25 protein-coding genes are annotated in these 25,068 nt (G+C 64.6%); 8 read left to right on the forward strand and 17 right to left on the reverse strand.

All coding sequences use genetic code 11. The features are described 5' to 3' along the window. Positions 1-212 precede the first annotated feature (212 nt). A complete protein-coding gene (locus tag NVV93_RS00855; protein WP_258254435.1) occupies positions 213-893 on the forward strand; it encodes a methyl-accepting chemotaxis protein in 681 nt (226 codons plus the stop codon). A gap of 131 nt (positions 894-1,024) precedes the next feature. Here NVV93_RS00855 and NVV93_RS00860 read toward each other — a convergent pair whose 3' ends face one another. Next, positions 1,025-1,723 (reverse strand): Crp/Fnr family transcriptional regulator, encoded by a 699-nt coding sequence (locus NVV93_RS00860; RefSeq protein ID WP_258252580.1) that lies wholly within the window; start codon positions 1,721-1,723, stop codon positions 1,025-1,027. A 91-nt stretch (positions 1,724-1,814) separates the two neighbouring features. On the opposite strand from NVV93_RS00860, the gene NVV93_RS00865 reads away from it, so the two are divergent. Beyond that, on the forward strand, positions 1,815-2,339 hold the full coding sequence (locus tag NVV93_RS00865; RefSeq protein WP_258252581.1) for a DUF962 domain-containing protein: 525 nt from the start codon (positions 1,815-1,817) through the stop codon (positions 2,337-2,339). A gap of 8 nt (positions 2,340-2,347) precedes the next feature. Here NVV93_RS00865 and NVV93_RS00870 read toward each other — a convergent pair whose 3' ends face one another. The 7 genes from NVV93_RS00870 to oscA form a co-directional block, all read right to left on the reverse strand. Next, a complete protein-coding gene (locus NVV93_RS00870) occupies positions 2,348-3,064 on the reverse strand; it encodes a hypothetical protein (protein WP_258252582.1) in 717 nt (238 codons plus the stop codon). A gap of 148 nt (positions 3,065-3,212) precedes the next feature. Beyond that, positions 3,213-3,965 carry a hypothetical protein gene (locus NVV93_RS00875; RefSeq protein WP_258252583.1) on the reverse strand — a complete coding sequence of 251 codons (753 nt, stop codon included), beginning with the start codon at positions 3,963-3,965 and terminating at the stop codon, positions 3,213-3,215. Between the two features lie 286 nt (positions 3,966-4,251). Further along, the gene (locus NVV93_RS00880; RefSeq protein WP_258252584.1) at positions 4,252-5,241 is read right to left on the reverse strand and encodes a sulfate/molybdate ABC transporter ATP-binding protein; all 990 of its coding nucleotides are present in this window, start codon (positions 5,239-5,241) and stop codon (positions 4,252-4,254) included. 3 nt (positions 5,242-5,244) lie between these two features. Then, entirely contained in the window at positions 5,245-6,117 is an 873-nt protein-coding gene (gene cysW, locus NVV93_RS00885; protein ID WP_258252585.1) for a sulfate ABC transporter permease subunit CysW, read from the reverse strand. 10 nt (positions 6,118-6,127) lie between these two features. Next, positions 6,128-6,946, reverse strand: coding sequence for a sulfate ABC transporter permease subunit CysT (gene cysT, locus NVV93_RS00890; RefSeq protein WP_258252586.1), 819 nt, complete (start codon positions 6,944-6,946; stop codon positions 6,128-6,130). 206 nt (positions 6,947-7,152) lie between these two features. Next, entirely contained in the window at positions 7,153-8,163 is a 1,011-nt protein-coding gene (locus tag NVV93_RS00895; RefSeq protein WP_258252587.1) for a sulfate ABC transporter substrate-binding protein, read from the reverse strand. A 132-nt stretch (positions 8,164-8,295) separates the two neighbouring features. Continuing rightward, positions 8,296-8,478: a sulfur starvation response protein OscA gene (gene oscA, locus NVV93_RS00900; protein WP_258252588.1), complete on the reverse strand. Its 183-nt coding sequence runs from the start codon at positions 8,476-8,478 to the stop codon at positions 8,296-8,298. 352 nt (positions 8,479-8,830) lie between these two features. On the opposite strand from oscA, the gene NVV93_RS00905 reads away from it, so the two are divergent. Together NVV93_RS00905 and NVV93_RS00910 are read left to right on the forward strand one after the other, a co-directional pair. Then, entirely contained in the window at positions 8,831-9,412 is a 582-nt protein-coding gene (locus tag NVV93_RS00905) for an alpha/beta hydrolase (protein ID WP_258252589.1), read from the forward strand. Positions 9,413-9,474: 62 nt separating this feature from the next. Beyond that, the gene (locus NVV93_RS00910) at positions 9,475-10,389 is read left to right on the forward strand and encodes a sigma-54 dependent transcriptional regulator (protein WP_258252590.1); all 915 of its coding nucleotides are present in this window, start codon (positions 9,475-9,477) and stop codon (positions 10,387-10,389) included. A gap of 305 nt (positions 10,390-10,694) precedes the next feature. Here the strand turns inward: NVV93_RS00910 and NVV93_RS00915 are convergent, their stop codons facing one another. The 7 genes from NVV93_RS00915 to NVV93_RS00945 all read right to left on the reverse strand — a co-directional run bounded on the left by NVV93_RS00915 (position 10,695) and on the right by NVV93_RS00945 (position 18,347). After that, positions 10,695-11,876, reverse strand: coding sequence for an MFS transporter (locus tag NVV93_RS00915; RefSeq protein ID WP_258252591.1), 1,182 nt, complete (start codon positions 11,874-11,876; stop codon positions 10,695-10,697). A 113-nt stretch (positions 11,877-11,989) separates the two neighbouring features. After that, entirely contained in the window at positions 11,990-12,745 is a 756-nt protein-coding gene (gene tcyN / locus NVV93_RS00920) for an L-cystine ABC transporter ATP-binding protein TcyN (RefSeq protein WP_258252592.1), read from the reverse strand. Continuing rightward, positions 12,742-13,413 carry a cystine ABC transporter permease gene (tcyL, locus tag NVV93_RS00925; RefSeq protein WP_258252593.1) on the reverse strand — a complete coding sequence of 224 codons (672 nt, stop codon included), beginning with the start codon at positions 13,411-13,413 and terminating at the stop codon, positions 12,742-12,744. Before tcyL ends, tcyN begins: the two co-directional genes overlap by 4 nt. Further along, complete coding sequence (gene tcyJ / locus NVV93_RS00930) at positions 13,410-14,201, reverse strand: cystine ABC transporter substrate-binding protein (RefSeq protein WP_258252594.1); 792 nt, start codon at positions 14,199-14,201, stop codon at positions 13,410-13,412. Before tcyJ ends, tcyL begins: the two co-directional genes overlap by 4 nt. Before the next feature lie 111 nt (positions 14,202-14,312). Then, positions 14,313-15,308, reverse strand: coding sequence for a D-cysteine desulfhydrase (locus NVV93_RS00935; RefSeq protein WP_258252595.1), 996 nt, complete (start codon positions 15,306-15,308; stop codon positions 14,313-14,315). Between the two features lie 351 nt (positions 15,309-15,659). Continuing rightward, positions 15,660-16,277, reverse strand: a complete 618-nt coding sequence (locus NVV93_RS00940) for a bifunctional 2-polyprenyl-6-hydroxyphenol methylase/3-demethylubiquinol 3-O-methyltransferase UbiG (RefSeq protein WP_258252596.1) — start codon at positions 16,275-16,277, stop codon at positions 15,660-15,662. 57 nt (positions 16,278-16,334) lie between these two features. Beyond that, positions 16,335-18,347: an OPT family oligopeptide transporter gene (locus tag NVV93_RS00945; protein ID WP_258252597.1), complete on the reverse strand. Its 2,013-nt coding sequence runs from the start codon at positions 18,345-18,347 to the stop codon at positions 16,335-16,337. Positions 18,348-18,699: 352 nt separating this feature from the next. On the opposite strand from NVV93_RS00945, the gene NVV93_RS00950 reads away from it, so the two are divergent. Then, positions 18,700-20,040: an OprD family porin gene (locus NVV93_RS00950; RefSeq protein ID WP_258252598.1), complete on the forward strand. Its 1,341-nt coding sequence runs from the start codon at positions 18,700-18,702 to the stop codon at positions 20,038-20,040. Positions 20,041-20,265: 225 nt separating this feature from the next. Here the strand turns inward: NVV93_RS00950 and aqpZ are convergent, their stop codons facing one another. Together aqpZ and NVV93_RS00960 are read right to left on the reverse strand one after the other, a co-directional pair. Beyond that, on the reverse strand, positions 20,266-20,982 hold the full coding sequence (aqpZ, locus tag NVV93_RS00955) for an aquaporin Z (protein WP_258252599.1): 717 nt from the start codon (positions 20,980-20,982) through the stop codon (positions 20,266-20,268). A gap of 187 nt (positions 20,983-21,169) precedes the next feature. Continuing rightward, positions 21,170-22,165, reverse strand: coding sequence for a sulfate ABC transporter substrate-binding protein (locus tag NVV93_RS00960; protein WP_258252600.1), 996 nt, complete (start codon positions 22,163-22,165; stop codon positions 21,170-21,172). Between the two features lie 228 nt (positions 22,166-22,393). Between NVV93_RS00960 and NVV93_RS00965 the strand changes: the two genes are divergently transcribed. From NVV93_RS00965 to NVV93_RS00975, 3 genes are all read left to right on the forward strand, one after another. Continuing rightward, positions 22,394-23,032 carry a peroxiredoxin gene (locus NVV93_RS00965; RefSeq protein WP_258252601.1) on the forward strand — a complete coding sequence of 213 codons (639 nt, stop codon included), beginning with the start codon at positions 22,394-22,396 and terminating at the stop codon, positions 23,030-23,032. Between the two features lie 9 nt (positions 23,033-23,041). Next, complete coding sequence (gene ssuE, locus NVV93_RS00970; protein ID WP_258252602.1) at positions 23,042-23,623, forward strand: NADPH-dependent FMN reductase; 582 nt, start codon at positions 23,042-23,044, stop codon at positions 23,621-23,623. 231 nt (positions 23,624-23,854) lie between these two features. Further along, positions 23,855-24,844 carry a sulfonate ABC transporter substrate-binding protein gene (locus tag NVV93_RS00975; RefSeq protein ID WP_258252603.1) on the forward strand — a complete coding sequence of 330 codons (990 nt, stop codon included), beginning with the start codon at positions 23,855-23,857 and terminating at the stop codon, positions 24,842-24,844. Positions 24,845-25,068: the final 224 nt, after the last annotated feature.

Consider the following 25,068-nt stretch of genomic DNA (forward strand, 5'->3'; position numbering starts at 1 on the left):
CGTTGTGGCCGTGGCTGGGACCGTGGAAGGTGGCCGAGGAACTGCCGATGGCGGAGCAGCCGGAGCCAGTCGTAGTCGATACGGCGCAGCTGCTGCGCAATCGGCAGCGCGCCGAGCAGGTCGCCCAGTTGGTCGTCGGCGCTGAGCATTTGGCGGCTGGAATGGCCGCGCAGCGGGCGGCGTTGCAGCGCGCCAGCGCTCAGGCCGAGGCGATGCTACGCGGTGAGCAGGAGGGCGAGGCCCGCCTCGCGCAGGCGCTGGCCGCGGCGCAGAGTGCCCGTCAGGTCAGCGCGGTCGGTCAGCAGCAACTGGATCCGCTGATCGCGCGCATGCAGGCACTGACCGAACACACCCGCGTCAGTCGCGAGCTGCTCGATGGTCTGAACGCGCGCAGTGCGCAAATCGAACAGGTCACCCAGGTCATTCAATCCATCGCCAGCCAGACCAATCTGCTCGCCTTGAACGCGGCCATCGAAGCGGCGCGCGCCGGTGAACAAGGCCGCGGCTTCGCGGTGGTCGCCGATGAAGTGCGCAATCTGGCCGGGCGCACCGCGGCGGCCACCGGTGAAGTCGGGCAGATCGTCGGCGACATTCGCCAGCAGAGCGCGGCGGTGGTGACGCATATCCAGAGCCAGGCCGATGAGCTGGAGCAGGCCAGCGTCCAGCTGGTCGACAGCGCCGGGCATTTGCACAGCGCCGTCACGTTGGCGACGGAACTGGAACAACAGCTGGCGGACATCGGAAGCGACAGCACCGTGCACTCGGAGCGGCTCGGCGAATTGCTGGATGACTTCGAGCAGTTGCAGGCAGTGGCCGGCGCCAGCGATAGCCAGAGCCGCCAGCTGGGCGACATCGCCGAGCAGCTGCGCGCCAGCGAGTCGTCGGGTCTGTAGGCCGATCCAATGGGTTCGCAAGATTGCGGGTGCAGATTTTCCCGGATTGCATCCGGGCTACGTAGCAGCGCCACGTAGAAGCTGGCCCCGCCAGCGACGCTTTGCGCGCCAGGGCCGCGCCTACGTGAGCGTTATGGGGCCGCTTGTTTGCCAACCTGGCGCAGGCGCTCCAGATCGAGGATTTCGATCTCGGCATAGGTCAGGCGCACGATGCCCTGGGCCTGTAGGTCTTTGAGGATCTGGTTGGTGGTCTGCCGCGAAATCGCCAGCATCAACGCCAGTTGCTCCTGGGCCAGGTGGATCACCCGGCGCTCGCCACTGACCCCACCGTAGCCTTCGGCAATCATCACCAACCTCCGGGCCAGGCGCGGCGCTGCCGGCAGCAAACTCATCTCTTCCAGGGCAATGAACGCCAGGCGCAATTTCTGGCTGAGCAGCAGAGCGAAATCGCGCCAGTGCTGCGGCTGCCGTTCGAGCAGCTCGAGCAGCGCGGCCTGCGGCACATTCAGCAATACGCAGGGGCCGTCGGCATAGGCGTCGTGGGTGCGCGGCTGGCCGTCGAACAAGGAAATCTCGCCAAACCAGTACGGCGGCTCGATCAGCATCAACAGCGCTTCCTTGCCGACCTCGCTGACCGCGCCGATACGCATCGTGCCCTCGACCACCACATACAGACCGCAGGGTTTGTCGCCGCGACTGAACAGCCGCTGGCCGGCATCCAGGCGGCGCAGGCTGGCGGCGTGCAGCAGGGCATTCTGCAAAGTGCTCGGCAGCTGGCTGAACCAGTGACCACTGAGCAGCAACGTGCGGTAGGCGTGGATCTCGGGCATGGTTTATCCAGAGGTTTGTCGGCTAACTGACAGAGCCGGCTGGCGGCGAGAGGCCATTATCGGCGCATCTGCCTGGATGTGAGTCAACCTAATGAAAACCCTCAACGAGCACCTTGGCCAATACGCGGAATATCACCGTGACCGGCGCAATATCTTTAGCCACTTTATCGGTATACCGATGATCGTGCTGGCGGTCGCGGTGTTGTTGTCGCGGCCGGGACTGGAGCTGTTCGGCCTGTGGCTGTCACCGGCGACCCTGGTGGCGCTGGCGGCAGCGCAGTTCTATCTGCGCCTGGATCTGCGCTTTGGTCTGCTGATGGCCGCGTTGTTGGCGTTGAGCCTATGGCTCGGCGCGGACTTGGCGGTGCAGAGCACGTCGGTCTGGCTGGTGGCGGGGATTGGCTTGTTCGTGCTCGGCTGGCTGATTCAGTTCATTGGCCATTACTACGAAGGGCGCAAACCGGCGTTTGTCGACGATGTGATGGGATTGGTAATCGGGCCGTTGTTCGTGGTCGCCGAGCTGGCCTTTCTGCTCGGCCTGCGCGATGAAGTGCGCAAGGCCGTAGAGCAGCGCGCCGGGCCGACCTGCATACGGGGCAGGAAGGCCACGGGTTAGCAGGTCATTCAGAGTTGCAGTTGCAGGGCCTGGTTGCTGAACAGGCGCGCGTTGCGATCGACGATCAGTGGTGCAAAAGGGCGCTGCGAGAGCGTCAAGGGACCGCCAGAAATAGAGTTCATGTCGGTGAATGCCGAACGCAGAAAACGCCAGCGTGGTTTCAGCGTGAGGGCCTGGGTGTGATCAAGACGCTCCAGCTGGGCGTCGATCGCCGGCACCAAAGCGACTTCATCCTGGCCGAGATAAATCTGGTCTTGCTCGCGAGCCTTTTCGAACAACCCCGCATAGGCGCGATACAAATACTGCACCGAGAGGTATTCGCTGGTCAGGGCGATATCTGCTGAAGGCTTGTTATCCAGGGTATGGGCGGCGGTGAGGAACTCACGCAAGGCCGCGGCCAGATCGTTGGTGAACGTCCAGGGCATATCGTCTTCGCCATGGCCGAAGGCTTGGCCTGCGCGCAGAAGCTGGTCGAGCTTCTGGTGTTGTTGACGCAGGGCGTCGTCGCTCAGCGCGGCGTTCTGGAAGCTGGCAGTCAGCGCGGCGAGGTCGTCGTTCAGGCGCTGCGCATGCTCGGCCTGAAAGCCTTCATAACGGAAGATCAGAAAGCTGCTGACGGCGCGGCAGGCCTGAATCTGTGCGGTTTCCAGCGGAGTGGCGGCGAGCGCTGGAAGCGTCCAGCCGAACAAACCGATAAGCAGTGCAAAGATTGCGGAACGAATCATGTATTCCCCCATGGCTCCATAATGGAGACGCTAAGCGCGCAAGCTTGGCATCGCCGGCTCAGGGGGAGCATTACCCGAAAGGATGGCGGCGGCAACGGCGCACGACATGCGCCGTTGCCCAAAAAACGGGAGCGATTCCCGCGTAATCTCAGTTTTGCGCCATCAACTGATTGGACAGCGAGCGGGCGTGGCGATCGACCATGGTCGGGGCGAAGGGCCGACCGGAGATGCTTTCCATGTTGGTAACGCCGCTGTTGAGGTCGCTGAACGCAACTTTCAGGTAGTTCCAGCGCACCTTGATCTTCGCCAGTCCTGGCGTGCTGGTTTCCTGCAGTTGCCCGAGCTCGCCATCAATGACCGGTACCAGCTTGCGCTCGTCCTGGCCGAGGTACTGGTCGGTATTCTCCTTGGCAACCTCGAAGCTGCCGAGATAGGAACGGTACAAATACTGCACCGCGAGGTACTCGACCTGCACGGGAATCTGCTCGATCTCCGAGTTGGACGATTGCTTGTTGGTAGCGAGCAGGAAGTCGCGCAGGCCTTTGCTCAGATCGCGCGGATAGCTCCAGGCCATATCTTCGTCGTTGTGGCCGAACGCGGCGCCGCGGCGCAACTCGGCGACCAGGGCCTGATGCGTCGCACGCATTTCATCGCTGACCCCTGTGGCGCTTTGCATCGACTGGTCCAGCGTGGCGAGATCGTTGTTCATGCGCTCGAGATGAATGCCTTGGTAGCCTTCGCCGCGGTACAGCAGCAGGCTGCTGGTGGCCCGGCAAGCGTTGACCTGCATCTGCTCGATGGGATTGATTGGCTGCTGGGCGGCCAGGACGAGGGTAGAGAGACTTGCGAGAAACGCCACACTCCAGGCGAGGAGATGGCGTAGCACTGCTGGATTGCGCATACCGTGTGCCCCTTATTATTTTTGTGAGCAGTCCGGGTATCCCCGCGGACTATCCGGCCACAGAGTAGTGCGACACAGATTCACCGATATTACCCCAAAGAGTGATTCTTTCAGTAGCCTCGCTGGTGATGTGGCGAAATGCGCCGAGCAGGCGGCGAATTGGACCGGGATGGTCGCGGCGGCTGGCGCAGAACTTCCCGGCTGGGGCCACGGCGAGCGCCTCGCGAATAAGACGCTGCTGGGCCAGCGCGAGCCAGGGCCGGGCAGGGCGCCCGGCTCTGGCTATTTAGCCGTGCGCGACCGGCTGGCGCGCCTTGGGTTTGAAGTACAAGGTTTCGCCGCGCACCAGGCCGATCAGGCTGTCGTGATCTTTGACCACTTCGGCTTCGATCAACTCGTCCTGACCAGCAACCTTGAGCGTCACCCGCGTGGTCGCGCCGAGTGGGCGGATGTCGCGCACCTCGGCCTGGCAATGGTCTTCCAGCTGCGAGCGCGACAGCGACACCTCGTGCGGGCGGAACAGCACGTGGTGATCCTCGCCGATGAACAGACGGTTGGAGTCGCCGAGGAAGTGGTAGACGAAATCGCTCTGCGGATTTTCGTAAACCTCGCCTGGCGCGCCGATCTGCTCGATCACCCCCTTGTTCATCACCACGATGCGGTCGGCGACTTCCATGGCCTCTTCCTGGTCGTGGGTAACGAATACCGAGGTCAGGTTGATCTCCTCGTGCAGGCGCGCCAGCCAGCGACGCAGTTCCTTGCGCACCTTGGCGTCGAGGGCGCCGAAGGGTTCGTCGAGCAACAGGATCTTCGGCTTCACCGCCAGCGCGCGGGCCAGGGCGATACGCTGGCGCTGGCCGCCGGAGAGTTGTTCCGGGTAGCGGTCGGAGAGCCAATCGAGCTGCACCATGTTGAGCAGCTCATGGACCTTGTCGGCGATTTCCGCCTCACTCGGGCGCTCGCTCTTGTGCTTCATGCGCAGGCCGAAGGCGACGTTGTCGAACACCGTCATGTGACGGAACAGCGCATAGTGCTGGAACACGAAACCGACATTCCGGTCACGCACATCGTGCTGCGACACGTCTTCGCCATGGAACACGATGTTGCCGGCGTCCGGGGTTTCCAGGCCGGCGATGATTCGCAGCAGGGTGGTCTTGCCGCAGCCGGACGGGCCGAGCAGGGCCACCAGCTCGCCGCTCTGGATATCCAGATTGATGTCGTTGAGCGCCTTGAACGCGTTGAAGTTCTTGCTGACGTTACGGATTTCGATCGACATGAATTATTCCTCGTCAGCTTTGGACTTGAGGCGGGACATACGCGCTTCGCTCCACTGCTTGAGCAGCAGGATGATCAACGCGAGGATCAGCAGCAGGCTGGCGACGCTGAACGCGGCGACATGGTTGTATTCGTTGTAGAGAATTTCGACATGCAGCGGCAGGGTATTGGTGACGCCGCGGATGTGCCCGGAGACCACCGACACCGCGCCGAACTCGCCCATCGCCCGCGCGGTGCACAGCACCACGCCGTAGATCAGCCCCCATTTGATGTTCGGCAGGGTCACGTGCCAGAACATCTGCCAGCCGTTGGCGCCGAGCAGACGCGCGGCCTCTTCTTCCTGGGTGCCCTGCTCCTGCATCAGCGGGATCAACTCGCGGGCGACGAAGGGTACGGTGACGAACAGGGTGGCCAGGACGATGCCAGGCACGGCGAAGACGATCTGGATGTCGCGATCGCTCAGCCATGCGCCGAAGTAACCCTGGGCGCCGAACAGCAGCACGTAGATCAGGCCGGCAATCACCGGCGAGACCGAGAACGGCAGGTCGATCAGGGTCACCAGCAGGCTCTTGCCGGGGAACTCGAACTTGCTTACGCACCAGGCCGCGGAGACGCCGAAGACCAGATTGAGCGGCACCGAGATGGCCACGGCGATCAGCGTCAGTTTCAGCGCCGAAATCGCATCCGGCTCGAAAATCGCGCTGGCGAAGGTGCCCAGGCCCTGCTTCAACGCCTCGCTCAAGACGATGTACAGCGGCAGCAGCAGGAACAGCGCAAAGGCCAGCCAGGCGCTGATGATCAACAGTCGGCGGCCCCAGGCATTGCCCCGTCGCGCGGCATTGGCGGTGGCGGAGGCGGTTATGGTCGTAGTAGACATGGCAGCCTCCTCAAGGTGTCTGAATGCGGCGCTGCAGCAGGTTGATCAGCAGCAGCAGAATGAAGGAGACCACCAGCATCAAGACGCCGATGGCGGTGGCGCCGGTGTAGTCATACTGGTCGAGCTTGACCATGATCAGCAGCGGCAGGATCTCGGTCTTCATCGGCATGTTGCCGGCGATGAAAATCACCGAGCCGTACTCGCCGACGCCACGTGCGAAGGCCAGCGCGAAGCCGGTCAGCCAGGCCGGTAACAGCGCGGGCACGAGGATATGGCGGAACACCTGCATCGGCTTGGCGCCCAGGCAGGCGGCGGCTTCTTCGACTTCGCGGGGGATGTCGGCGAGCACCGGTTGCACGGTGCGCACCACGAACGGCAAGGTCACGAAGGTCAGCGCCAGGGTGATGCCCAGCGGGCTGTAGGCAATCTTGAAACCGAGCTCGCTGGCGAACTGGCCGACCAGCCCGGCCGGCGCATACAGCGCGGTGAGGGCGATGCCGGCAACGGCGGTGGGCAGGGCGAACGGCAGGTCGATCATCGCGTCGATGACCTTGCGGCCGAAGAAGTCGTAGCGCACCAGCACCCAGGCCAGCAGCGTGCCGATCAAGCCGTTGATCACTGCGGCGACGAACGCGGTGCCGAAGCTCAGCTTGAGCGCGGCGAGCACGCGCGGTGCGCTGATGATCGCCCAGAATTGCTCCCAACTCAGTTGCGTGGTCTTGAGAAACATCGCACCCAGGGGAATCAGCACCAGCAGGCTGAGGTACACCAGGGTGTAGCCCAGCGTCAGCCCGAAGCCGGGTATGACGGGGGAAATACGGCGTGACATGGTCTGTCCTTATATCTGCGTTGGAACGCTCGGAGAAACGGCTGGCCGCTTGTCCAGATTCGCCTGGTTCCGCTCGCGACAAAGGGAAGCCGCGGGCTTCCCTCTCTCGTTTTGCTCGGGGCGGCGATTCTAACCCCTAGTGGTTCATTCGTAGGATGGGTATCGGTGCGACGTGCCTCCAGCCATCCTACGTTCGCTCTGCGAGCTCACTGCGCCTGGTAGATCTTGTCGAACACTCCGCCGTCGTTGAAGAACTTCGGTTGGGCGACTTTCCAGCCACCGAAATCTTTGTCGATGGTGACCAGTTTCAGGTCGGGGAACTGCTTGCTGAATTCCGCAGCCACCGACTTGTCCCGTGGGCGGTAGAAGTTCTTCGCCGCGATGCGCTGACCTTCCGGGCTGTACAGGTGCTTCAGATAGGCTTCGGCGACGGCGCGGGTGCCTTTCTTGTCGACGTTCTTGTCGACCACCGCCACCGGTGGCTCGGCCAGAATCGACAGGCTCGGGGCGACGATCTCGAAGTTCTCGCCGCCTTGCTCTTTGAGGGCCAGGAAGGCTTCGTTTTCCCAGGCCAGCAGCACGTCGCCGATGTTGTTGTTGACGAAGGTGATGGTCGAACCACGCGCCCCGGTGTCGAGGACCGGCACATGCTGATACAGCGCCTTCACGTATTCCTGAGCTTTCTCTTCGCTACCGAATTTCTGCACACCATAGGCCCAGGCGGCGAGGAAGTTCCAGCGTGCGCCGCCAGAGGTTTTCGGGTTCGGGGTGATGACTTCCACGCCTTCTTTGGTCAGGTCACCCCAGTCCTTGATGCCTTTCGGGTTGCCCTTTCGCACCAGGAACACGATGGTCGAGGTGTACGGCGTGCTGGCCTCCGGCAGACGCTCTTGCCAGTTGTCCGGGATCAGCTTGCCGAGCTTGTTCAGCTCATCGATGTCGCCGGCCAGGGCCAGAGTCACCACGTCGGCTTTCAGGCCGTCGATCACTGCGCGAGCCTGCTTGCCGGAGCCGCCGTGGGATTGCTGGACCTTCACGGCCTCATGACCCTGGGCCTGCCAGTACTTGTTGAACTCGGCGTTGTACTCCTGATAGAGCTCGCGAGTCGGGTCATAGGAAACGTTGAGGATTTCCGTGGCGGCGATGGCCGGGCCGGCAATCAGGGTAGCGGCAAGTGCGGTGGCCAGAGTAGCCAGAGCGAAACGGCGGATGGACATGGTGTAGCTCCTAAGAATTCGAGTGTGCTCGGTGTTTTGGCTTATTTTTTCTACCGCGCTGCTGGGGTGTGCTCGAGCGGTGTTGGCATGGGTTTTCATGCGCTGTCCTCCGGAGTTCCGGTCGGCCTGTACTCAGGATTGCTTGCCGTTTGGCGCTTGCAGGCGAAACTTCTCTTTGCGCTCGATCTGCACCACTTGGCCGTTATGCACGGTGATTTCCACCGAGCCGAACCGCAGGCCATGCAGGGCATTCTGGATCTCGCGCAGGATGCTGGCTTCGTCCTGGCCTTCGATGCTGCGTAGTGATGCACTCATCTATCTGCTCCTTGGAATTAAGTCGTCGTGAGACCTGGCTCGATGGCGTGGAGAGATAGTAGAAGCCTCAGCAATATTCATAAAAATACTATTTAAGAATTTTTATATAACCAAAATCACAATTTCGGCCTGATTGAGCAGACGGCTGCGTTTAAGTCGCCAGTGTGGTTTCGCTCATGGCTTGACCAGCTACCGGAATCGCCCCCTTCACACGCCAATCGGCTGCGCCGGAATTTTCGAAAGGCAGCGAGATTTTTGCGATTTAAGTAATAAGTAAATAATTTCTTATTACTTAACAGCTATAAGCCTTCGACCTAGACTGCCGCCAATCCAGTCCATCAAGGAGGCCGCCATGCGTAGCCAAGCCATTCGTTATGTGATTTTGCCGGGTTGGCAGGGTTCGCCCGCCGAGCACTGGCAAAGCCATTGGCTGCGCAGCCTGCCGAATGCCGTGTGGGTCGAGCAGCGCGACTGGCAGAACCCGTTGCGCGGTGACTGGATCGCCGCGCTGCAGCGGACCATTGCTAGTGAGCCGACGCCGGTGATCCTCATCGCGCATAGCCTCGGTTGCGTCACCGTCGCGCATTGGGCGGCGCAGGCGCCGCTGGCCTTGCTGCGCCTGATACGCGGGGCGCTGCTGGTCGCCCCGGCCGATGTCGAACGACCTGACTGCCCGCCGGCGCTGCACAATTTCGCGCCGATTCCGCAGGATCTGTTGCCGTTCCCCAGCCAGCTGGTCGGCTCCGACAACGACTCCGCCGCCAGCGCCGCGCGCGTGCTCGAACTAGCGCGCCAATGGGGCGCGGAAACCGCGATTCTCAGCGGCGCCGGGCATATCAATGTGAAGTCCGGCCATCAACGCTGGGAGCAGGGCTTCGCCTATCTGTTCCGCCTGCAGAACCAGATCGAGCAGCAAGCCAGGCGCCGCGCCTGACGCATCCACCTTTTCAATACGCCGGAGCGCCGTACAGCGGTGCCGCTCGGCGGGAGTTGGCCATGAGCCGTAGCGCTACCTTCGATCAGCCGTTGCTGATCCTGCCCGAGGCGGACAAAAGCCCGCTGAGCATCCGCGCCAAGGCGCTGGTCTTCGTCGATCCACGCTCGCGGCAATTGCGCGAGGAACTCACCGTTCTGTCGCCCGGCGCTTTGCCGGTGCTGATCAGCGGCGAAACCGGCACCGGCAAGGAGTTGCTGGCCCGGCATATCCACCGGGAAAGCGACCGCCCCGGGCTGTTCGTCTCGCTCAGTTGCAGTGGCCTGAGTCCCAGCCATGCCGAAGCCGAATTGTTCGGCTATGTGGCGGGCGCGTATGCCGGCGCCGCCAGCAGCCGCGCCGGCTGGTTTGGCTCGGCGAATGGCGGCACCTTGTACCTGGATGAGATCGGCGACCTGCCGCTGGCTCTGCAGGCCAAGTTGCTGGCAGCGCTGGAAACCCGCGAAGTGACGCGCGTCGGCGCCAGCCAGGCGAACCCGGTGGAGGTGCGCCTGGTGGCCGCGACCAGCATCGACCTGGGCAAGGCGGTGGCCGCCGGTAAGTTCAACGAACGGCTCTATCTGTATCTCAATGAAGGGCGTCTGGTGCTGCCGCCGTTGCGCGAGCGGGTCGGCGATATCGCGCCGCTGGCCGAGTACTTCCTCGGCCTGTATGCCCAGCGCCTGAGTCTGGCCCTGCCGCTGATCAGCAGCGCCGCGCAGCGCGTGCTCAACGCCTACGCCTGGCCCGGCAATACCCGCGAGCTGGAGAACGTCATCCACTTCGCCCTGCTGGTCAGCGGCGGCGCGGAGATCCATCCCGAACACCTCAATCTGCCGACCCCAGATATCGCCCAACTCAGCGCGCAAGTGCGCCTGCTGGCCAGCGATCCGCTGCAGCGCGAAGCGCTGCGCCAATTGCTCGGCGAGCTGCTGTAGCGCCTGTGCGCTTCCAGGGTTTTCCAGCAGGGATGGGAATTTCCGCCCGGCGCGCGCTGGACTCCGGCCTGCGCGGGAGTGACGTGACCGGGTGAGGTTCTGCGCCACCGCCGTCGTCTCCGCGTAGGCGGGGATCCAGTAGCCCGGATGCAATCCGGGAAGCGGGCGAGTCGTGTGCCGGATTGCATCCTGCTACTCGACTAAAGCCGAGTCGTAGGATGGATTGGCCGTAACGCTACCCGTCAGCGCACCACGCAGGCTAGCGCAGCCTCCCTCAATCTAAGGGCGGCGCTGCGCCGCAGCGCTCAATGCAGGCCGATGCGCTCTTTGCTGGCGCGCAGGCGCGGCAGTGGCAGGGCGACCAGGATGGTCAGCGCCAGCGCGCCGACGCCGAGCAGCGGCAGGTTGCTCAAGCCGTACTGAGTGCTCAGCCACAGCCCGCCGAGCCAGGCGCCGCTGGCGTTACCGAGGTTGAACGCGGCGTGGCTGAGGGTCGCCGCGAGGCTCGCCGACTCACCGGCCTGCTCGACCAGCAGCATCTGCAGCGGCGAGGAAATCGCGAAGCTGGCCATGCCCCACAGCAGCAACAACGCAAGCGGCAGCAGCGGCTGGTGCAGCCAGGCGAACAGACCGAGCAGGGCCAGTCCGCTGATCCCCAGGGCGACCGGCACCGCATGTCGTAGGCCGCGGTCGGCCAGGCGCCCGCCAAGCAGGTTGCCGAGGGTCAGGCCGATGCCGAACAGCAGCAGCGCGCCGTTGTTCTGCTCGGCTGAGTAACCGCCCACCTCGCGCAGCAGCGGGCTGATGTAGGTGAACACGCTGAACAGCGCCACCGACGACAGGCAGCAAACCAGCAGCGGATGCAGCACCGGCCAGCGCAGCACGCCGCCCCAGGCGCTGTGCGCGGCGTTGCGGGCCGGCGCGTGGCCGTGCGGCAGCCACAGCGCCATCGCCAGCACCGCCAGCGCGCCGAGGCCGGCGACCACGAAGAAGGTCATGCGCCAGCTGGTGGCCTGGCCGAGCCAGGCGCCGAGCGGCACGCCGAGCACGTTGGCGATGGTCAGGCCGCTGAGCACCAGGGCCATCGCCGAGGCGCGCCGATGCACCGGGGCCAGTTCGATGGCCAACAAGGTGGCACAGCCGAAGAAGCCGGCATGGCAGATCGCCGTGAGCATGCGCGCGGCGAGCAGCCAGTGGTAATCCGGCGCCAGTGCGCAGCCGAGGTTGCCCAGCGCATAGGCACCCATCAGCCACAGCAGCGCCCGCTTGCGTGCCAGCCGGCCGAGCAATGGACCGAGCAGCGGCGCGCCGATCACCACGCCCATCGCGTAGGCGCTGACCAGCAGACCGGCGTCGGCCAGGCTGACACGCAGGTCGGCGGCGACCTCGGGCAGCAGGCCCATGATGATGAATTCGCTGCTGCCGACCACGAAGCCACCGAGGGCCAGGGCGAGCAAGGGCAGGGAGAGGAGCGTGGCGGGATTCATGCGTACTTCCAGCAGGGCGGCGTAAAGCGGGCGCGCATCTTACGCACTTTCGTCCGCTGCGGAAGCGCTGCGTCAGACCGTCGGCCGGTGCGGTGCGGTGCGGTGCGGTGCGGCTACCGCAGTGAGTCGCCGAGAAACTTGGCGAGGAACTGCCGGGTGCGTTCCTCCTTCGGCGCGCTGAAGAGTTCGCGCGCCGGGCCTTGTTCGACGATCACCCCGCCGTCGATGAAGATCGCCCGGCTGGCGACGTCGCGGGCGAAGCTCATCTCGTGGGTAACGATGACCATGGTGCGCTGCTCTTCGGCCAGGCCGCGGATGGTGGCGAGCACCTCGCCGACCAGCTCGGGGTCGAGCGCCGAGGTCGGTTCGTCGAAGAGGATCACGTCGGGCTGCATGGCCAGCGCGCGGGCGATCGCCACGCGTTGCTGCTGGCCGCCGGACAGGCGCTTGGGATAGGCATCTTCCTTGCCGGCCAGGCCGACCTTGGCGAGCAGCGCGCGGGCCCGGCTCACGGCGACCTCGCGCGACTCCTTCTTCACCACCATGGGGCCTTCGATGATGTTCTCCAGCGCGCTGCGGTGCGGAAACAGATTGAAGTTCTGGAACACGAAACCGACCCGCTGGCGCAGTTGGCGGATCAGGTTCTGCTGCGGTTTTAGCGGTCGGTCGGCGTCGATCTCGATATCGCCGACCTGGATCTTGCCGCCGCTGGGCGTCTCCAGCAGATTCAGGCAGCGCAGCAAGGTGGTCTTGCCCGAGCCGCTCGGGCCGATGATCGCCACCACTTCGCCGGGCGCGACGTCGAGATCGATGCCCTGCAGCACCGGCTGACCGTGGAACTGCTTGCTCAGGTTGCGCACGGCGATCATGGCGCGTCCTGCTCGTGGCGGTTGACCCGCGCCTCCAGGCGGCCCTGGAAGTGCGCGAGGACGCTGGCCAGCGCCCAGTAGATCAGCGCGGCGGCGAGGTACATGGTGAAGATCTCGAAAGTCCGCGCGGTGATCAGCTGCGCCTGGCGGAACAGCTCGGGGACCTGGATGGTGGCGGCCAGAGCGGTGTCCTTGACCAACGAGATGAAGCTGTTGCCGAGCGGCGGCAAGGCGGTGCGTGCGGCCTGCGGCAGCACCGCACGGCGCAGGGTCTGCGCGCGGGTCATACCGATGCTGGCAGCGGCCTCCCACTGGCCGCGGTCGATCGAGGCGATCGCCGCGCGGAGAATTTCGCAGGTGTAGGCGGCCATGTTCAGCGAGAAGCCGATCAGCGCCGCCGGTAGCGGTTCGAGCTGAATGCCCAGCTGCGGCAGGCCGTAATAGATCATGAACAACTGCACCAGCAGCGGCGTGCCGCGGAAGAACGACACGTAGACCTTGGCCAGCCAGCGCAACGGGGTAATCGCGTAGAGGTGCAGCAAGGCCAGGCTGAAGCCCAGCAGCAGACCGAAGAACATCCCGCCGAGGCTGAGCACTACGGTCCACATCGCCCCCTTGAGCAAGAAGGGGGCGGAGTCGAGAGCCAGTTGCAGGCTGGCTTCGATCATTGCGTGACGTCAGCCTTGAACCATTTCTCCGAGAGCTGCGTGAGCGTGCCGTCGGCGCGCAGCTTGGCGATCGCCTGGTTGATCGCCGCGAGCAGCGCCGGGTTGCCCTTGCGCAGTGCCACGCCGGCCTCCTGACGGGAGAACGCCTGGCCGGCCAGGGCCAGCTGGTCGCCGGTCTTGCTGACCATCTCGAAGGCCGCCAGACGGTCGACCAGGATCGCGTCGATGCGCCCGACGCGCAGGTCCTGGAACTTGGTCGGGTCGTCGTCGTAGGTCTTGATCACCGCGTCCGGCACGTTGTCCTTCAGCCATTGCTCGTAGTTGGTGCCGAGGCCGACGCCGACCTTCTTGCCGGCCAGGCTCTGCGCGCCGGTGATGCTCGCCGCGGTGTCCTTGCGGGTCAGCGCCTGGATGCCGGAGACGGTGTAGGGCGTGGAGAAGTCGTATTTCTTCTGGCGCTCCTCGGAGATGGTCACCTGGTTGATCACCACGTCGAGGCGCTTGGACTCCAGCGCGGCGAGGATGCCGTCCCACTTGGTCGGCTGGAACTCGGCCTTGACCCCCAGCTCCTTGGCCAGGGCGTTGGCGAAGTCGACCTCGAAGCCGCTCAGCTGGCCTTTTTCGTCCTGGTAGTTGAACGGCGGATAGGTGCCCTCCAGACCGACCTTGATGCTGCCGTTGGCCTTGATGGCGTCGAGCAGGTCGGCGGCCGAGGCGCCGCTGGCCAGGCCGAGCAGCAGGGCGAAGCTGCCGAGCAGCAGGTGACGACGCAGAAACGAATGGATCATGGCAAATCCCCGTGCAGGTGGATGTCTATGCAGGGTAGACGCTGTGCTGGGCCGTGCCGGGCCTACCCACGGCGCGGTGCGCCGCTGAACTGCCGGCGGCCGGCGGGCAGCTCAGGTGAACGCGGAGCGGTAGGCGAACAGCGCCGGCGCGCCGCCGGTGTGCAGGAACAGCACCGGCCCGTCGGCGAAGGCCTGGCGCTGGATGCCGTCGAGCAGCCCGGCGAATGTCTTGCCGGTGTACACCGGGTCGAGCAGCACGCCTTCCTGACTGGCCAGCAAGCGGATCGCCGCCAGCGTGGCGGGGTTCGGCTCGCCATAACGGGGGGCGAAGTACTGGTCCCACAGCTCGATATGCAGGCCGCTCGGCACGGCGATGCCGAGCAGCTCGGCGGTACGTTGCAGCAGGACCTCGACCTTCGGCCGCTGAGTTGCCTCGGGGCGTGACACGCTGACGCCGATCACTCGCGTGCCGGGCAGCGCGTACCCCAGGGCGAGGGCCAGGCCCGCGTGGGTGCCGGCGCTGCCGGAGGCCAGCAGCACCGCCGCGAATGGCTGATTGCTGCGCTGAATCTGCTCGGCCAGCTCCAGCCCGGCGCGCACATAGCCGAGCGCGCCGATTGGGTTGGAGCCGCCAATCGGCACCACGTAGGGATTCTTGCCGGCGCTATGCAAATGCGCGGCGCTGGCGGCGAGCAGGTTGTCGGCGTCGTCGAGGTTGGCGACCGCTTCCACCGTGGCGCCGAACAGGTCGAGGAGCAGGCGATTGCCGTTGCCCAGGTAGTCGGCGTCGCCGCTGGCGATCGGGTTTTCCAGCAGCGCGTGACAGCCGAGGCCCAGGCGCGCGGCCACCGCGGCGGTCTGGCGGACGTGGTTGGACTGGATCGCGCCGGCAGTGAGCAGCATGTCGGCGCCGGCGCGCAGGGCGTCGGCGGCGAGGAATTCGAGCTTGCGCGCCTTGTTGCCGCCGAGCGCCAGGGTGGTGGTGTCGTCGCGCTTGATCCACAGCGCGCGGCCGAGCTGTTGCGACAGGCGCGGCAGCGCCTCCAGCGGGGTGGGCGTGGGGATCAGGTCGAGGCGCGGGAAACGGGCGAGGGCGGCACTGAGCATGGCGGCGAGTTCCGGAGCGAGTGGCCTAGTCACTCTAGTCCGCCGTGCGATCAACGGCGTACTGCTGCGCGAGTACGCCACGCGCCTGACGTAGATTTTTTTGTAGGAGCGGATTTATCCGCGATAGCCGGCGCCGCGGATCGCGAATGAATTCGCTCCTACCAAGGCGCTGAAACCAGCTTTTGTAGGCCGGGGGGGGCGTAACCCACCCGAATCTACGTTAGAAAACAGTCCCGTAGGGCGTACTCGCGAAGCAGTACGCCAAGCCTGCGGTGGCGGGCGGCGACTGTTCTCTGCGCTCCTGAGTCCGCCCTACCGACTGGCCTTTACGCTGCCGATCGCGGCTGAGCCTCAGGCCTTGCGCCACACACTGGCCAGCCAGGGCTGCTGGGCGCACGGCAAACCGGTTGGCCGGTAGTAGTGCTCCAGCTCGACGAAGCCGGCGCCGTGCAGATAAGCGCGCCAGCTGTCGAGGTCATGAAAGCAGCCGTAGCGGCCGTTCTGCCAGCCTTCCTGATTGGCGCCGCGCGGGTTGGAGCTGAATAGCACGCCGCCCGGTTTCAGGCTCGCCTGCAGCTCGCCAAGCACCCGCGGCAGCTCGCTGCGCGGCACGTGGAACAGTGAGGCGTTGGCGAAGATGCCGTCGAAGTGCGCGGCGGGCAGGTCGAGCTGTAGAAAATCCTGGTGCCACACCTCGCAACCGGAGTCGGCGCGGGCCATTTCGACGAAGCGCGGGCAGCCGTCCAGGCCGACCGGCTGGTGGCCGAGCTCGGCGAAGGTGCGCAGGTCGCGGCCCGGTCCGCAGCCGAAATCGAGGATCGCAAAGGGTGGCTCGGCATGAATGTGGCGCAGCAAGGCGGAGACGTTCTGGCGCACGTCGTGATCGCGGGTGCCGGTGCGAAACGCCTCAGCCGACTGTTGATAGTCGGCGAGGGTCAGGCGGCTGATCTGCGTGAGGGAATCGCTCATCGGGTGCTCCAGGGCAGTACGTTGCAGCGGCGCGCGATGCGCCCAACTGGCCGCACTCTACGCCCCACGGCTGCCGCGCACACGCTGGTAGAACAGCACGCAGATCACCGCGAACACCAGCAAGCCGAGCCACTGCGCGGTCTCGGCGAACCCGGCGCCGACCAGCGCCAGGGGCGCGCTCGTGCCGCTGGCGCCGATCAGCGCGGCGAGCAGGATGCCCATCAGGCTTTCGCCGACGATCAACCCCGAGGCCAGCAGCACGCCACGGCGCTGCATGCTGTCGCCATCGCTCCCGCCCCGGCGAGCCTGGGCCTGCTCCAACAGCCAGGCGAGCAGCGCGCCGACCACCAGGGTCATGCCGATGGTCGGCGGCAGGTAGATGCCCAGGCCGACCGCCAGCACCGGCAGGCTGGCCTTGCCGGTACGCCGCAGCAGCAGGTCGACGAGAATCAGCGCGACCCCCAGGGCCATGCCGATGAGGATCATTGTCCAGTTCAGCGCGTCGTTGAAAATCCCGCTGGCGATCGCCGTCATCAGCGTCGCCTGTGGTGCGGCCAGCGCCTCCTGTGGGTCCATGCCGGCGTGGGGCATGGCGCCGGTGAAGCCATAGGCGTCATACAACAGCGAGAGCACGGGCGGGATCACCAGTGCGCCGACCAGGCAGCCGACGATTAGCGCGACCTGCTGGCGCCATGGCGTGGCGCCGACCAGATAGCCGGTCTTGAGGTCTTGCAGGTTGTCGTTGGAAATCGCTGCGATGGCCAGGATCACCGCCGTGGTGAACAGCGCCAGGGCAATCGCCAGCTTGCCATGGCTGCTGTGCAGCAGGTTCGGCTCAAGGCTGCCGATGCCGAGAATCAGCAGCGAGACGAGGATTACCGCGATGATGCCGATCCCCGAGATCGGGCTGCTCGACGAGCCGACCAGCCCGGCCATGTAACCGCAGGCCGCGGCGATCAGGAAGCCAAAGACAAAGGCGAACACCACGCAGGTCGTGACCAAACCCCAGAAGCCCAGGCCGGTGAGGTCCGGTTCGGCGGCGCCGAGGAAGTAGCCGAACACCCCAAACAGAGCGACCAGCAGCAGCCCGGCGATGCTTAGAATCCACTTTGCTGGCATATCGCGTTCGGTGCGCAGGCCGCTCGCCTCCGCGCTGCCACGCACCGCCCGCAGCGAACTGGCGACCCCTTCAGCCATCGGCCCGAGCAACGTCGCCAGCGTCCACAAGGCCGCCACGCCGATGGTCCCGGCGCCGAGAAAGCGCACCTGCGAACTCCACAATTGCAGGGCCAGTTCGCTGAGGCTCTGGCCAACCTGCGGCACTGCGTTGACGGTCAGCAGCGGCACCGCCACGCCCCAGGCGATCACCACACCGACGATGATTGAGATGCCGGCGGTGATGCCCATCAGATAGCCGGCGCCGACCAGCGCCAGGGAAAACCCGGTGGCCAGGCGAAACACCGCTTGGCCGGCGTTGAGCCACAGGCTGATGCCTTCGCCGAGCAGCTTGAAGCCGCTACTGCACAGGCTGAACAGTGCGGCCACCAGGCTGCCGATGAGGATGTCACGCAGGCCCGGCGCCTGGCTGTCCGGTGCCGCTTGGCTGGGGTCGTCGGCGGCGCTACCGACGCGCAGAATTTCCGCTGCCGCCACGCCTTCGGGATACGGCAGCGTGCTGTTGACCACCATCACCCGGCGCAGCGGGATGGTGTACAGCACGCCGAGAATCCCGCCGATGGCGCAGATCGCCGCGGTCTGCCAGAACGGAAAGCCGCTCCAGTACCCGATCATCAGCAAGCCGGGCAGGATGAAGATGATCGACGACAGCGTGCCGGCCGCCGAGGCCTGGGTTTGCACCATGTTGTTTTCGAGAATATTGGCGCCGGCGAAGTAGCGCAGCACCGCCATGGAAATCACTGCCGCGGGAATCGACGAGGCGAAGGTCAGGCCGACCTTGAGACCCAGGTACACATTGGAGGCGGTAAACACCACGGTGATCAGCGCGCCGAGAATCAGCCCGCGCAGGGTCAATTCGGCCAGGTTCTCGGTGTCGGGGACGCGTTGCAGCATGCAGGGATCTCGGTCAGGAAAAGGGAGGAGGCCGTCCTAGCGTAGGCCAGGGCTGGAGAAGCCACCTGTCTGGCGCGACCTTCTGAGCGGATCAGGCGGTTATCGCGGTGGAAATCAGGGAAATCCTTTTATTCATTCTAGGAATTAAAATCTAACTAACAATTCTTTTTTGATTTATGAACTTTTCATTACTGTGCACCCATTGGCCGTGAGCAACGGCCGCGGGGGTGAAGCGAAGGCCAGGAAACGGACTTCGGAATTGTGACCACGGCGTTACGCTGTATAGAATCATATATAGCGAATATCCCCTACGCCTGACCAATAAAGCCAACAAGACCTTTAGGAGCAACGCATGAACAAGTCCCCCCTGGTGCTGGCTGTCGCCCTCGCCGCAGTTGGCCAGCAGGCTGTCGCCGGCGGCTTCATCGAGGACAGCAAGTCGACGCTGGGCCTACGCAATTACTATTACAACCTGAACAGCAAGAACACCCCGGACAACCGCAGCGAAGCCAGCGAGTGGGGTCAAGGCTTCCTGTTCAACTACGCCTCCGGCTTCACCGAGGGTACGGTCGGCGTGGGGGTCGACGTGGTGGGCCTGCTCGGCGTCAAGCTCGACGGCGGTGGCGACGGCGATACCAGTGACCGCCGCAAGCCGGGCCAGCTGTTCCCGCTGGACAGCGATGGTAAGGCGGTGGACGACTACAGCAAGGCCGGCGCGACTGCCAAGCTGCGCCTGTCGAAGACCGAAGCGCGGCTCGGCACCCTGCAGCCGAAGCTGCCGGTGGTGACTTTCAACGACGGTCGTCTGCTGCCGCAGCTGTTCGAGGGCGGGCAGATTACCTCGAGCGAAATCGACAACCTGACTCTGATCGGCGGCCAACTGGAGCACACCAAGACCCGTAGCTCCACCGACGACATCGGTCTGCGCATCGCCGGCGCCACGGCGGTCAACGGCCAGCAAGCCGACTCCAACAAGTTCTACTACGCCGGTGGCGACTACAAGCTGACCAAAGACCTCACCGCGCAGTACTACTACGGCAACCTGGAAGACTTCTACAAACAACACTTCCTCGGCCTGCTGCACAACTGGGCGATCGGCCCGGGCGTGCTGAAGAGCGACCTGCGCTATTTCGACAGCAACTCCGACGGCAAGAACAGCAGCGTCGCCGGGCGCGCCGAAGGCTATCGCAGCAGCGGCTTCTACGGCGTGACCGGTGCGGGCGCGCCAATCACCGCCGGCGAGGTCGACAACCAGGCTTGGAGCGCGCTCTTCACCTACAGCCTTGGTTCGCATGCGCTGAGCGCCGGCTACCAGGCACTCAGCGGCGACAGCGCCTTTCCGTTCCTCAACCAGGGCGACGGCTCCACTGCCTATCTGATCACCGACCGCCAGATCGGCAAGTTCCAGAACGCCGGCGAGCGCACCTGGCTGACCGAATACAGCTACGACTTCGCCAAGGTCGGCGCACCGGGCCTGAAAGCGATCATCACCTACCTGTCGGGCGACAACATCGATTCGGCAACTGGCGACAAGCAGGAGTGGGAACGCGACTTGCGCCTCGACTACACCCTGCAGGGCGGCCCGCTGAAAGGCCTCGGCGTCTCCTGGCGCAACGCCACCCAGCGCGGCAACTACGTTGCCGACTCGGATGAGAACCGGTTGATCCTTAGCTACACCCTGACCCTGCTGTAAGAACCTGTTTACGATCTGCTGCGCGTCGGCCATACGGCGTTGAAATCGGGCTCAGAATGCTCATTTACAACACGTAAACTGCGCTTCTTCGCCCGATTTCGCCTTGTCTGGCCCTAGCTCGCGAGATCGTAAACAGGTTCTAAACCAAACGGGTTGCGCCAGGCGCAGCCCGCGGATTTCCTCAAGTGGTGTTTCGCCGGGCCCTGGGCCCGGCTTTTTTATGCCTCAGGCGGCCTCGGTGCTTGCCACCGGCTCGCGCGCTTCGCCGGCGATCAGCCGGTACAGCCAGGCGCCCAGCACGGCGCCGGCAATCGGCGCGAGCCAGAACAGCCATAGTTGCGCGATGGCCCAGTCGCCGACGTACAGCGCCACGCCAGTGCTGCGCGCCGGATTCACCGAGGTGTTGGTCACCGGAATGCTGATCAGGTGGATCAGCGTCAGCGCCAGGCCGATGGCGATCGGCGCGAAGCCGGCCGGTGCGCGCGCATCGGTGGCGCCCATGATGATCAGCAGGAAAAACAGCGTCATCACCACCTCGCAGATCAGCGCCGCCTGCAGCGAATAGCCGCCGGGGGAGTGCGCGGCATAGCCGTTGGCGGCGAAGCCCTGGCTCACGTCGAAGCCGGCGGCGCCACTGGCGATCAGGTACAGCACGCCACCGGCAGCGGCGCCGCCGAGCACCTGGGCGACGATATAGGGGACGACCTGACTGGTCGCGAAACGCCCCCCCGCCCACAGCCCGATCGACACCGCAGGATTCAGGTGACAACCGGAAATCGGCCCGATGGCGTAGGCCATGGTCAGCACCGTCAGGCCGAAGGCCAGGGCGACGCCGTGCAGGCCGATGCCGACCTCCGGGAAGCCGGCGGCCAGTACGGCGCTGCCGCAGCCGCCCATGACCAGCCAGAAGGTGCCGAGAAATTCTGCTGCATAACGTTTCATCTATTTGTCCTCGCTCGTGATCAAGCCAAACGGCGAGTTCAGCGTAGTCAGGGGCGTTCCGCGTAGCCAGCCAGCGTGCGGCGTTATGCGCTGATTCGAAATAGGCAAAAGAGAGGTTGGCTATGGGCGCGTGCGCAGCGCCCACAAAAAAGCCGGGCATTGCCCGGCTTTTTCAGAGCACTCGCTATTACTGGCCGCTATACACCTGATCGAACACGCCACCGTCGTTGAAGTGGGTCTTCTGGATCTGCGGCCACTCGCCGAAGGTCTTCACCACCGGCAGGAACTCGACTTTCGGGAAGCGGTCGGCGAACTCGGCGAGGATCTTCGGGTTGCGCGGGCGCAGGTAGTTGTTGGCGGCGATGCGCTGGCCCTCGTCGGACCACAGGTATTTCAGGTAGGCCTCGGCCTCCTTGCGCGTGCCCTTCTTGTCCACCACCTTGTCGACCACCGCTACCGGCGGCTCGGCCTCGGCGGAGACGCTCGGGTAGACCACCTCGAAGCCGCCGCGACCGAACTCGCGGGCGATCATCTCGGCCTCGTTCTCGAAGGTCACCAGCACGTCGCCGATCTGGTTCTGGATGAAGGTGGTGGTCGCCGCGCGGCCGCCGGTATCCAGCACCGGCGCCTGCTTGAATAGCTTGCCGACGAAGTCTTTGGCCTTGTTCTCGTCACCGCCGTTCTGCAGCACGTAGCCCCAGGCGGACAGGTAGGTGTAGCGGCCGTTGCCCGAGGTCTTCGGGTTCGGCACCACCACCTCGACGCCATCCTTGAGCAGGTCCGGCCAGTCCTTGAGGTTCTTCGGGTTGCCCTTGCGCACGATGAACACGGTGGCCGAGGTGAACGGCGCGCTGTTGTCCGGCAGGCGGGTTGCCCAGTTCTGCGGCACCAGGCCGCCGTTGTCGGCAAGGGCGTTGATGTCGGTGGCCATGTTCATGGTGATCACGTCGGCGGGCAGGCCGTCGATCACCGCGCGCGCCTGCTTGCTCGAGCCGCCGTGGGACATCTGCAGGGTCAGCGCGGGGTTGCCCTCGGCTTGCCAATGCTTCTGGAAGGCCGCGTTGTATTCCTTGTAGAAGTCGCGCATCACGTCGTAGGAGACGTTGAGCAGGGTCGCCGCCTGGGCGCTTGAGGCCAGCGCCAGGCCGGCGGCGAGCAGGGAAGAGGTGAGCAGTCGCTTCATAGCAATGTCCTTGGATGTGAGCGAAACGGTAGGACTATAGAGGCTGTTTTTTATTCTGATAAAGAATATTTGATTCGCTTCTTATAGCCGGATGGCGATGAATTTTAGCGGTCGATGGGAGTGTCTTATATTCTTTTATGGTCTAGATAAATTGTTATTTATTCTTTTTAATTCTCCAAGAGCCTGAGCATAGTGAGCGCCACAGAACAGTTGCCCAGGAGCCGCACCATGACCCTCAGACTCGGCGATATCGCCCCCGACTTCGAACAGGATTCCAGCCAAGGTCGCATCCGTTTCCACGATTGGCTGGGCAACAGTTGGGGCGTGCTGTTCTCGCACCCCGCCGACTTCACCCCGGTGTGCACCACCGAACTGGGCTTCACCGCCAAGCTCAAGGACCAGTTCGCCGAGCGCGGCGTGAAGGTGCTGGCGCTGTCGGTCGATCCGGTCGAGTCACACGTGCGCTGGATCGACGACATCAACGAGACGCAGAACACCCGCGTCAACTTCCCAATTATCGCCGACGCCGACCGGCAGGTTTCCAGCCTCTACGACCTGATCCACCCGAACGCCAACGACACCCTGACCGTGCGTTCGCTGTTCATCATCGACCCGCAGAAGAAGGTGCGCCTGATCATCACCTACCCGGCGAGCACCGGGCGCAATTTCCACGAGATCCTGCGCGTCATCGATTCGCTGCAACTGACCGAGCAGCACAAGGTCGCCACTCCGGCCAACTGGCAGGACGGCGACGAGGTGGTGATCGTGCCGTCGCTGCAAGATCCGGAGGAAATCCAGCGGCGCTTCCCGCAGGGCTATCGCGCGGTGAAACCCTACCTGCGCCTGACTGCGCAACCGCAGCGCTGAGGGTCGGTCATGTTGGTGGTTTCTCTCGGCGGCAGCCCGGCCGCACGTTCGCGCTCGAACCTGTTGCTGGACTGTTCGCGGCGCTGGCTGGGACGCAGTGGCATCGAGGTGGTGGAGTACCGGATCACCGACTTCGCCGCCGATGACTTGCTGTTCGCCCGCTTCGACAGTCCGCGCATCCGTGACCTGCTCACCCAGGTCTCTCGCGCCGACGGTCTGCTGGTCGCCACGCCGGTGTACAAGGCGTCGTTTGCCGGGGCGCTGAAGACCCTGCTCGATCTGCTGCCGGAGCGTGCCTTCGAACACAAAGTGGTGCTGCCGTTTTCCACCGGTGGCAGCAAGGCGCACATGCTGGCGGTGGATTACGCGCTGAAGCCGGTGTTCAGCGCGCTGAAAGCCGAGGAAGTGCTGCACGGCGTATTCGCCGACGACAGCCAGATCGCCTATGGCGAAAACGGTGCCGCGGCGCAGTTCGCCCCGGCCTTGGAACAACGACTCGACGAAGCGCTGGAGCATTTCGTCAGAGCCATGGCCCGCCGCCCGCGGGCGCTGGACCCGAACCTGCTGGCCACGGCGCAATGGAGCATCTGAACGAGAAACCGTAGGAGCGAATTCATTCGCGATGCTCGCGGCCTCTATCGCGAATGAATGTGCTCCTACGCAGTTGCATCGCTTGAAAGAGCCGTAGGGCGGGTGCAACCCGCGCGGGTTGCACCCGCCCTACGGAACGATAAGTGCCGTTTTTTTGTTACACCCAGCCTTACTCACCCGCCAACGGGCCAGCAGGCGCAACCAACCCAACGTACTCAGAGGAGAGCGCCAATGCGCACCATTACTCTGCGTCGGAGCCTGGTCGCCCTGTTTGTCGCGGCCATTTCCTTCGGCGCCACCCAAGCTCAAGCAGAGTCCGATAGCGTCCTGCGCATCGGCTATCAGAAATACGGCACCCTGGTGCTGCTCAAGGCCAAGGGCTCGCTGGAGAAGCGCCTGGCCGAGCAGGGCGTCGAGGTCAAATGGACCGAGTTCCCCGGCGGCCCGCAGCTGCTCGAAGGGCTCAACGTCGGCTCGATCGACTTCGGCGTCACCGGCGAAACCCCGCCGGTGTTCGCCCAGGCCGCCGGTGCCGACCTGCTCTACGTCGCCTACGAGCCGCCGGCGCCGACCAGCGAGGCGATCCTAGTAGCGAAGGACTCGCCGCTGAAATCGGTGGCCGAACTGAAGGGCAAGAAAGTCGCCCTCAACAAGGGCTCCAACGTGCACTACCTGCTGGTCCGCGCTCTCGAAGAAGCCGGCCTGAAGTACAGCGATATCCAGCCCATCTACCTGCCGCCGGCCGACGCGCGGGCCGCCTTCGAGCGCGGCAGCGTCGACGCCTGGGTGATCTGGGACCCGTTCCAGGCCGCCGCCGAACAGCAACTGCAGGCGCGCACCCTGCGCAATGGCGAAAAGTTGGTCGACAACCACCAGTTCTACCTGGCCACCCGTCCCTATGCGCAGCAGCACCCGCAAGTGATTAGCGCGCTGATCGAGGAAGTGCGCGCGGTCGGCGAGGACTCCAAAGCCGATCCGGATCAGGTCACCGAACAGGTCGCGCCGCTGCTCGGCCTGCCCAAGGACATCACCGCGATCGCGGTGAAGCGCCAGGGCTACGGCGCGCAGTTCCTCACCCCCAACGTGGTCGCCGCGCAGCAGAAGATCGCCGACACCTTCACCGCGCTGAAGCTGATCCCGAAAAAACTCAGCATTCAGGAAGTGATCTGGACTCGGCCGGATGCGGTGCCGCCGGCCAAGGTGGCGCAGGCCGTGCAGTAAGCCGACCCTCTCCCGCAAGCGGGAGAGGGGGTTTCATGCATCGGCGAGTTCATTGAGCTTGCCTGCTGGGGAAAGAGAGCCTGCCGCTCAGCTCAGGCTAAGCACGAATTTCCCCTCGCCCGTGTGCGGGAGAGGGTGGCCCGCAGGGCCGGGAGAGGGCGGACCCTCACCCAGCACGATCAAGGACCGTAGCCCGGATGCCATCCGGGACCACCACCAAGCCC

This window comes from Pseudomonas sp. LS44, from assembly GCF_024730785.1.
In the GTDB taxonomy this organism is placed as follows: domain Bacteria; phylum Pseudomonadota; class Gammaproteobacteria; order Pseudomonadales; family Pseudomonadaceae; genus Aquipseudomonas.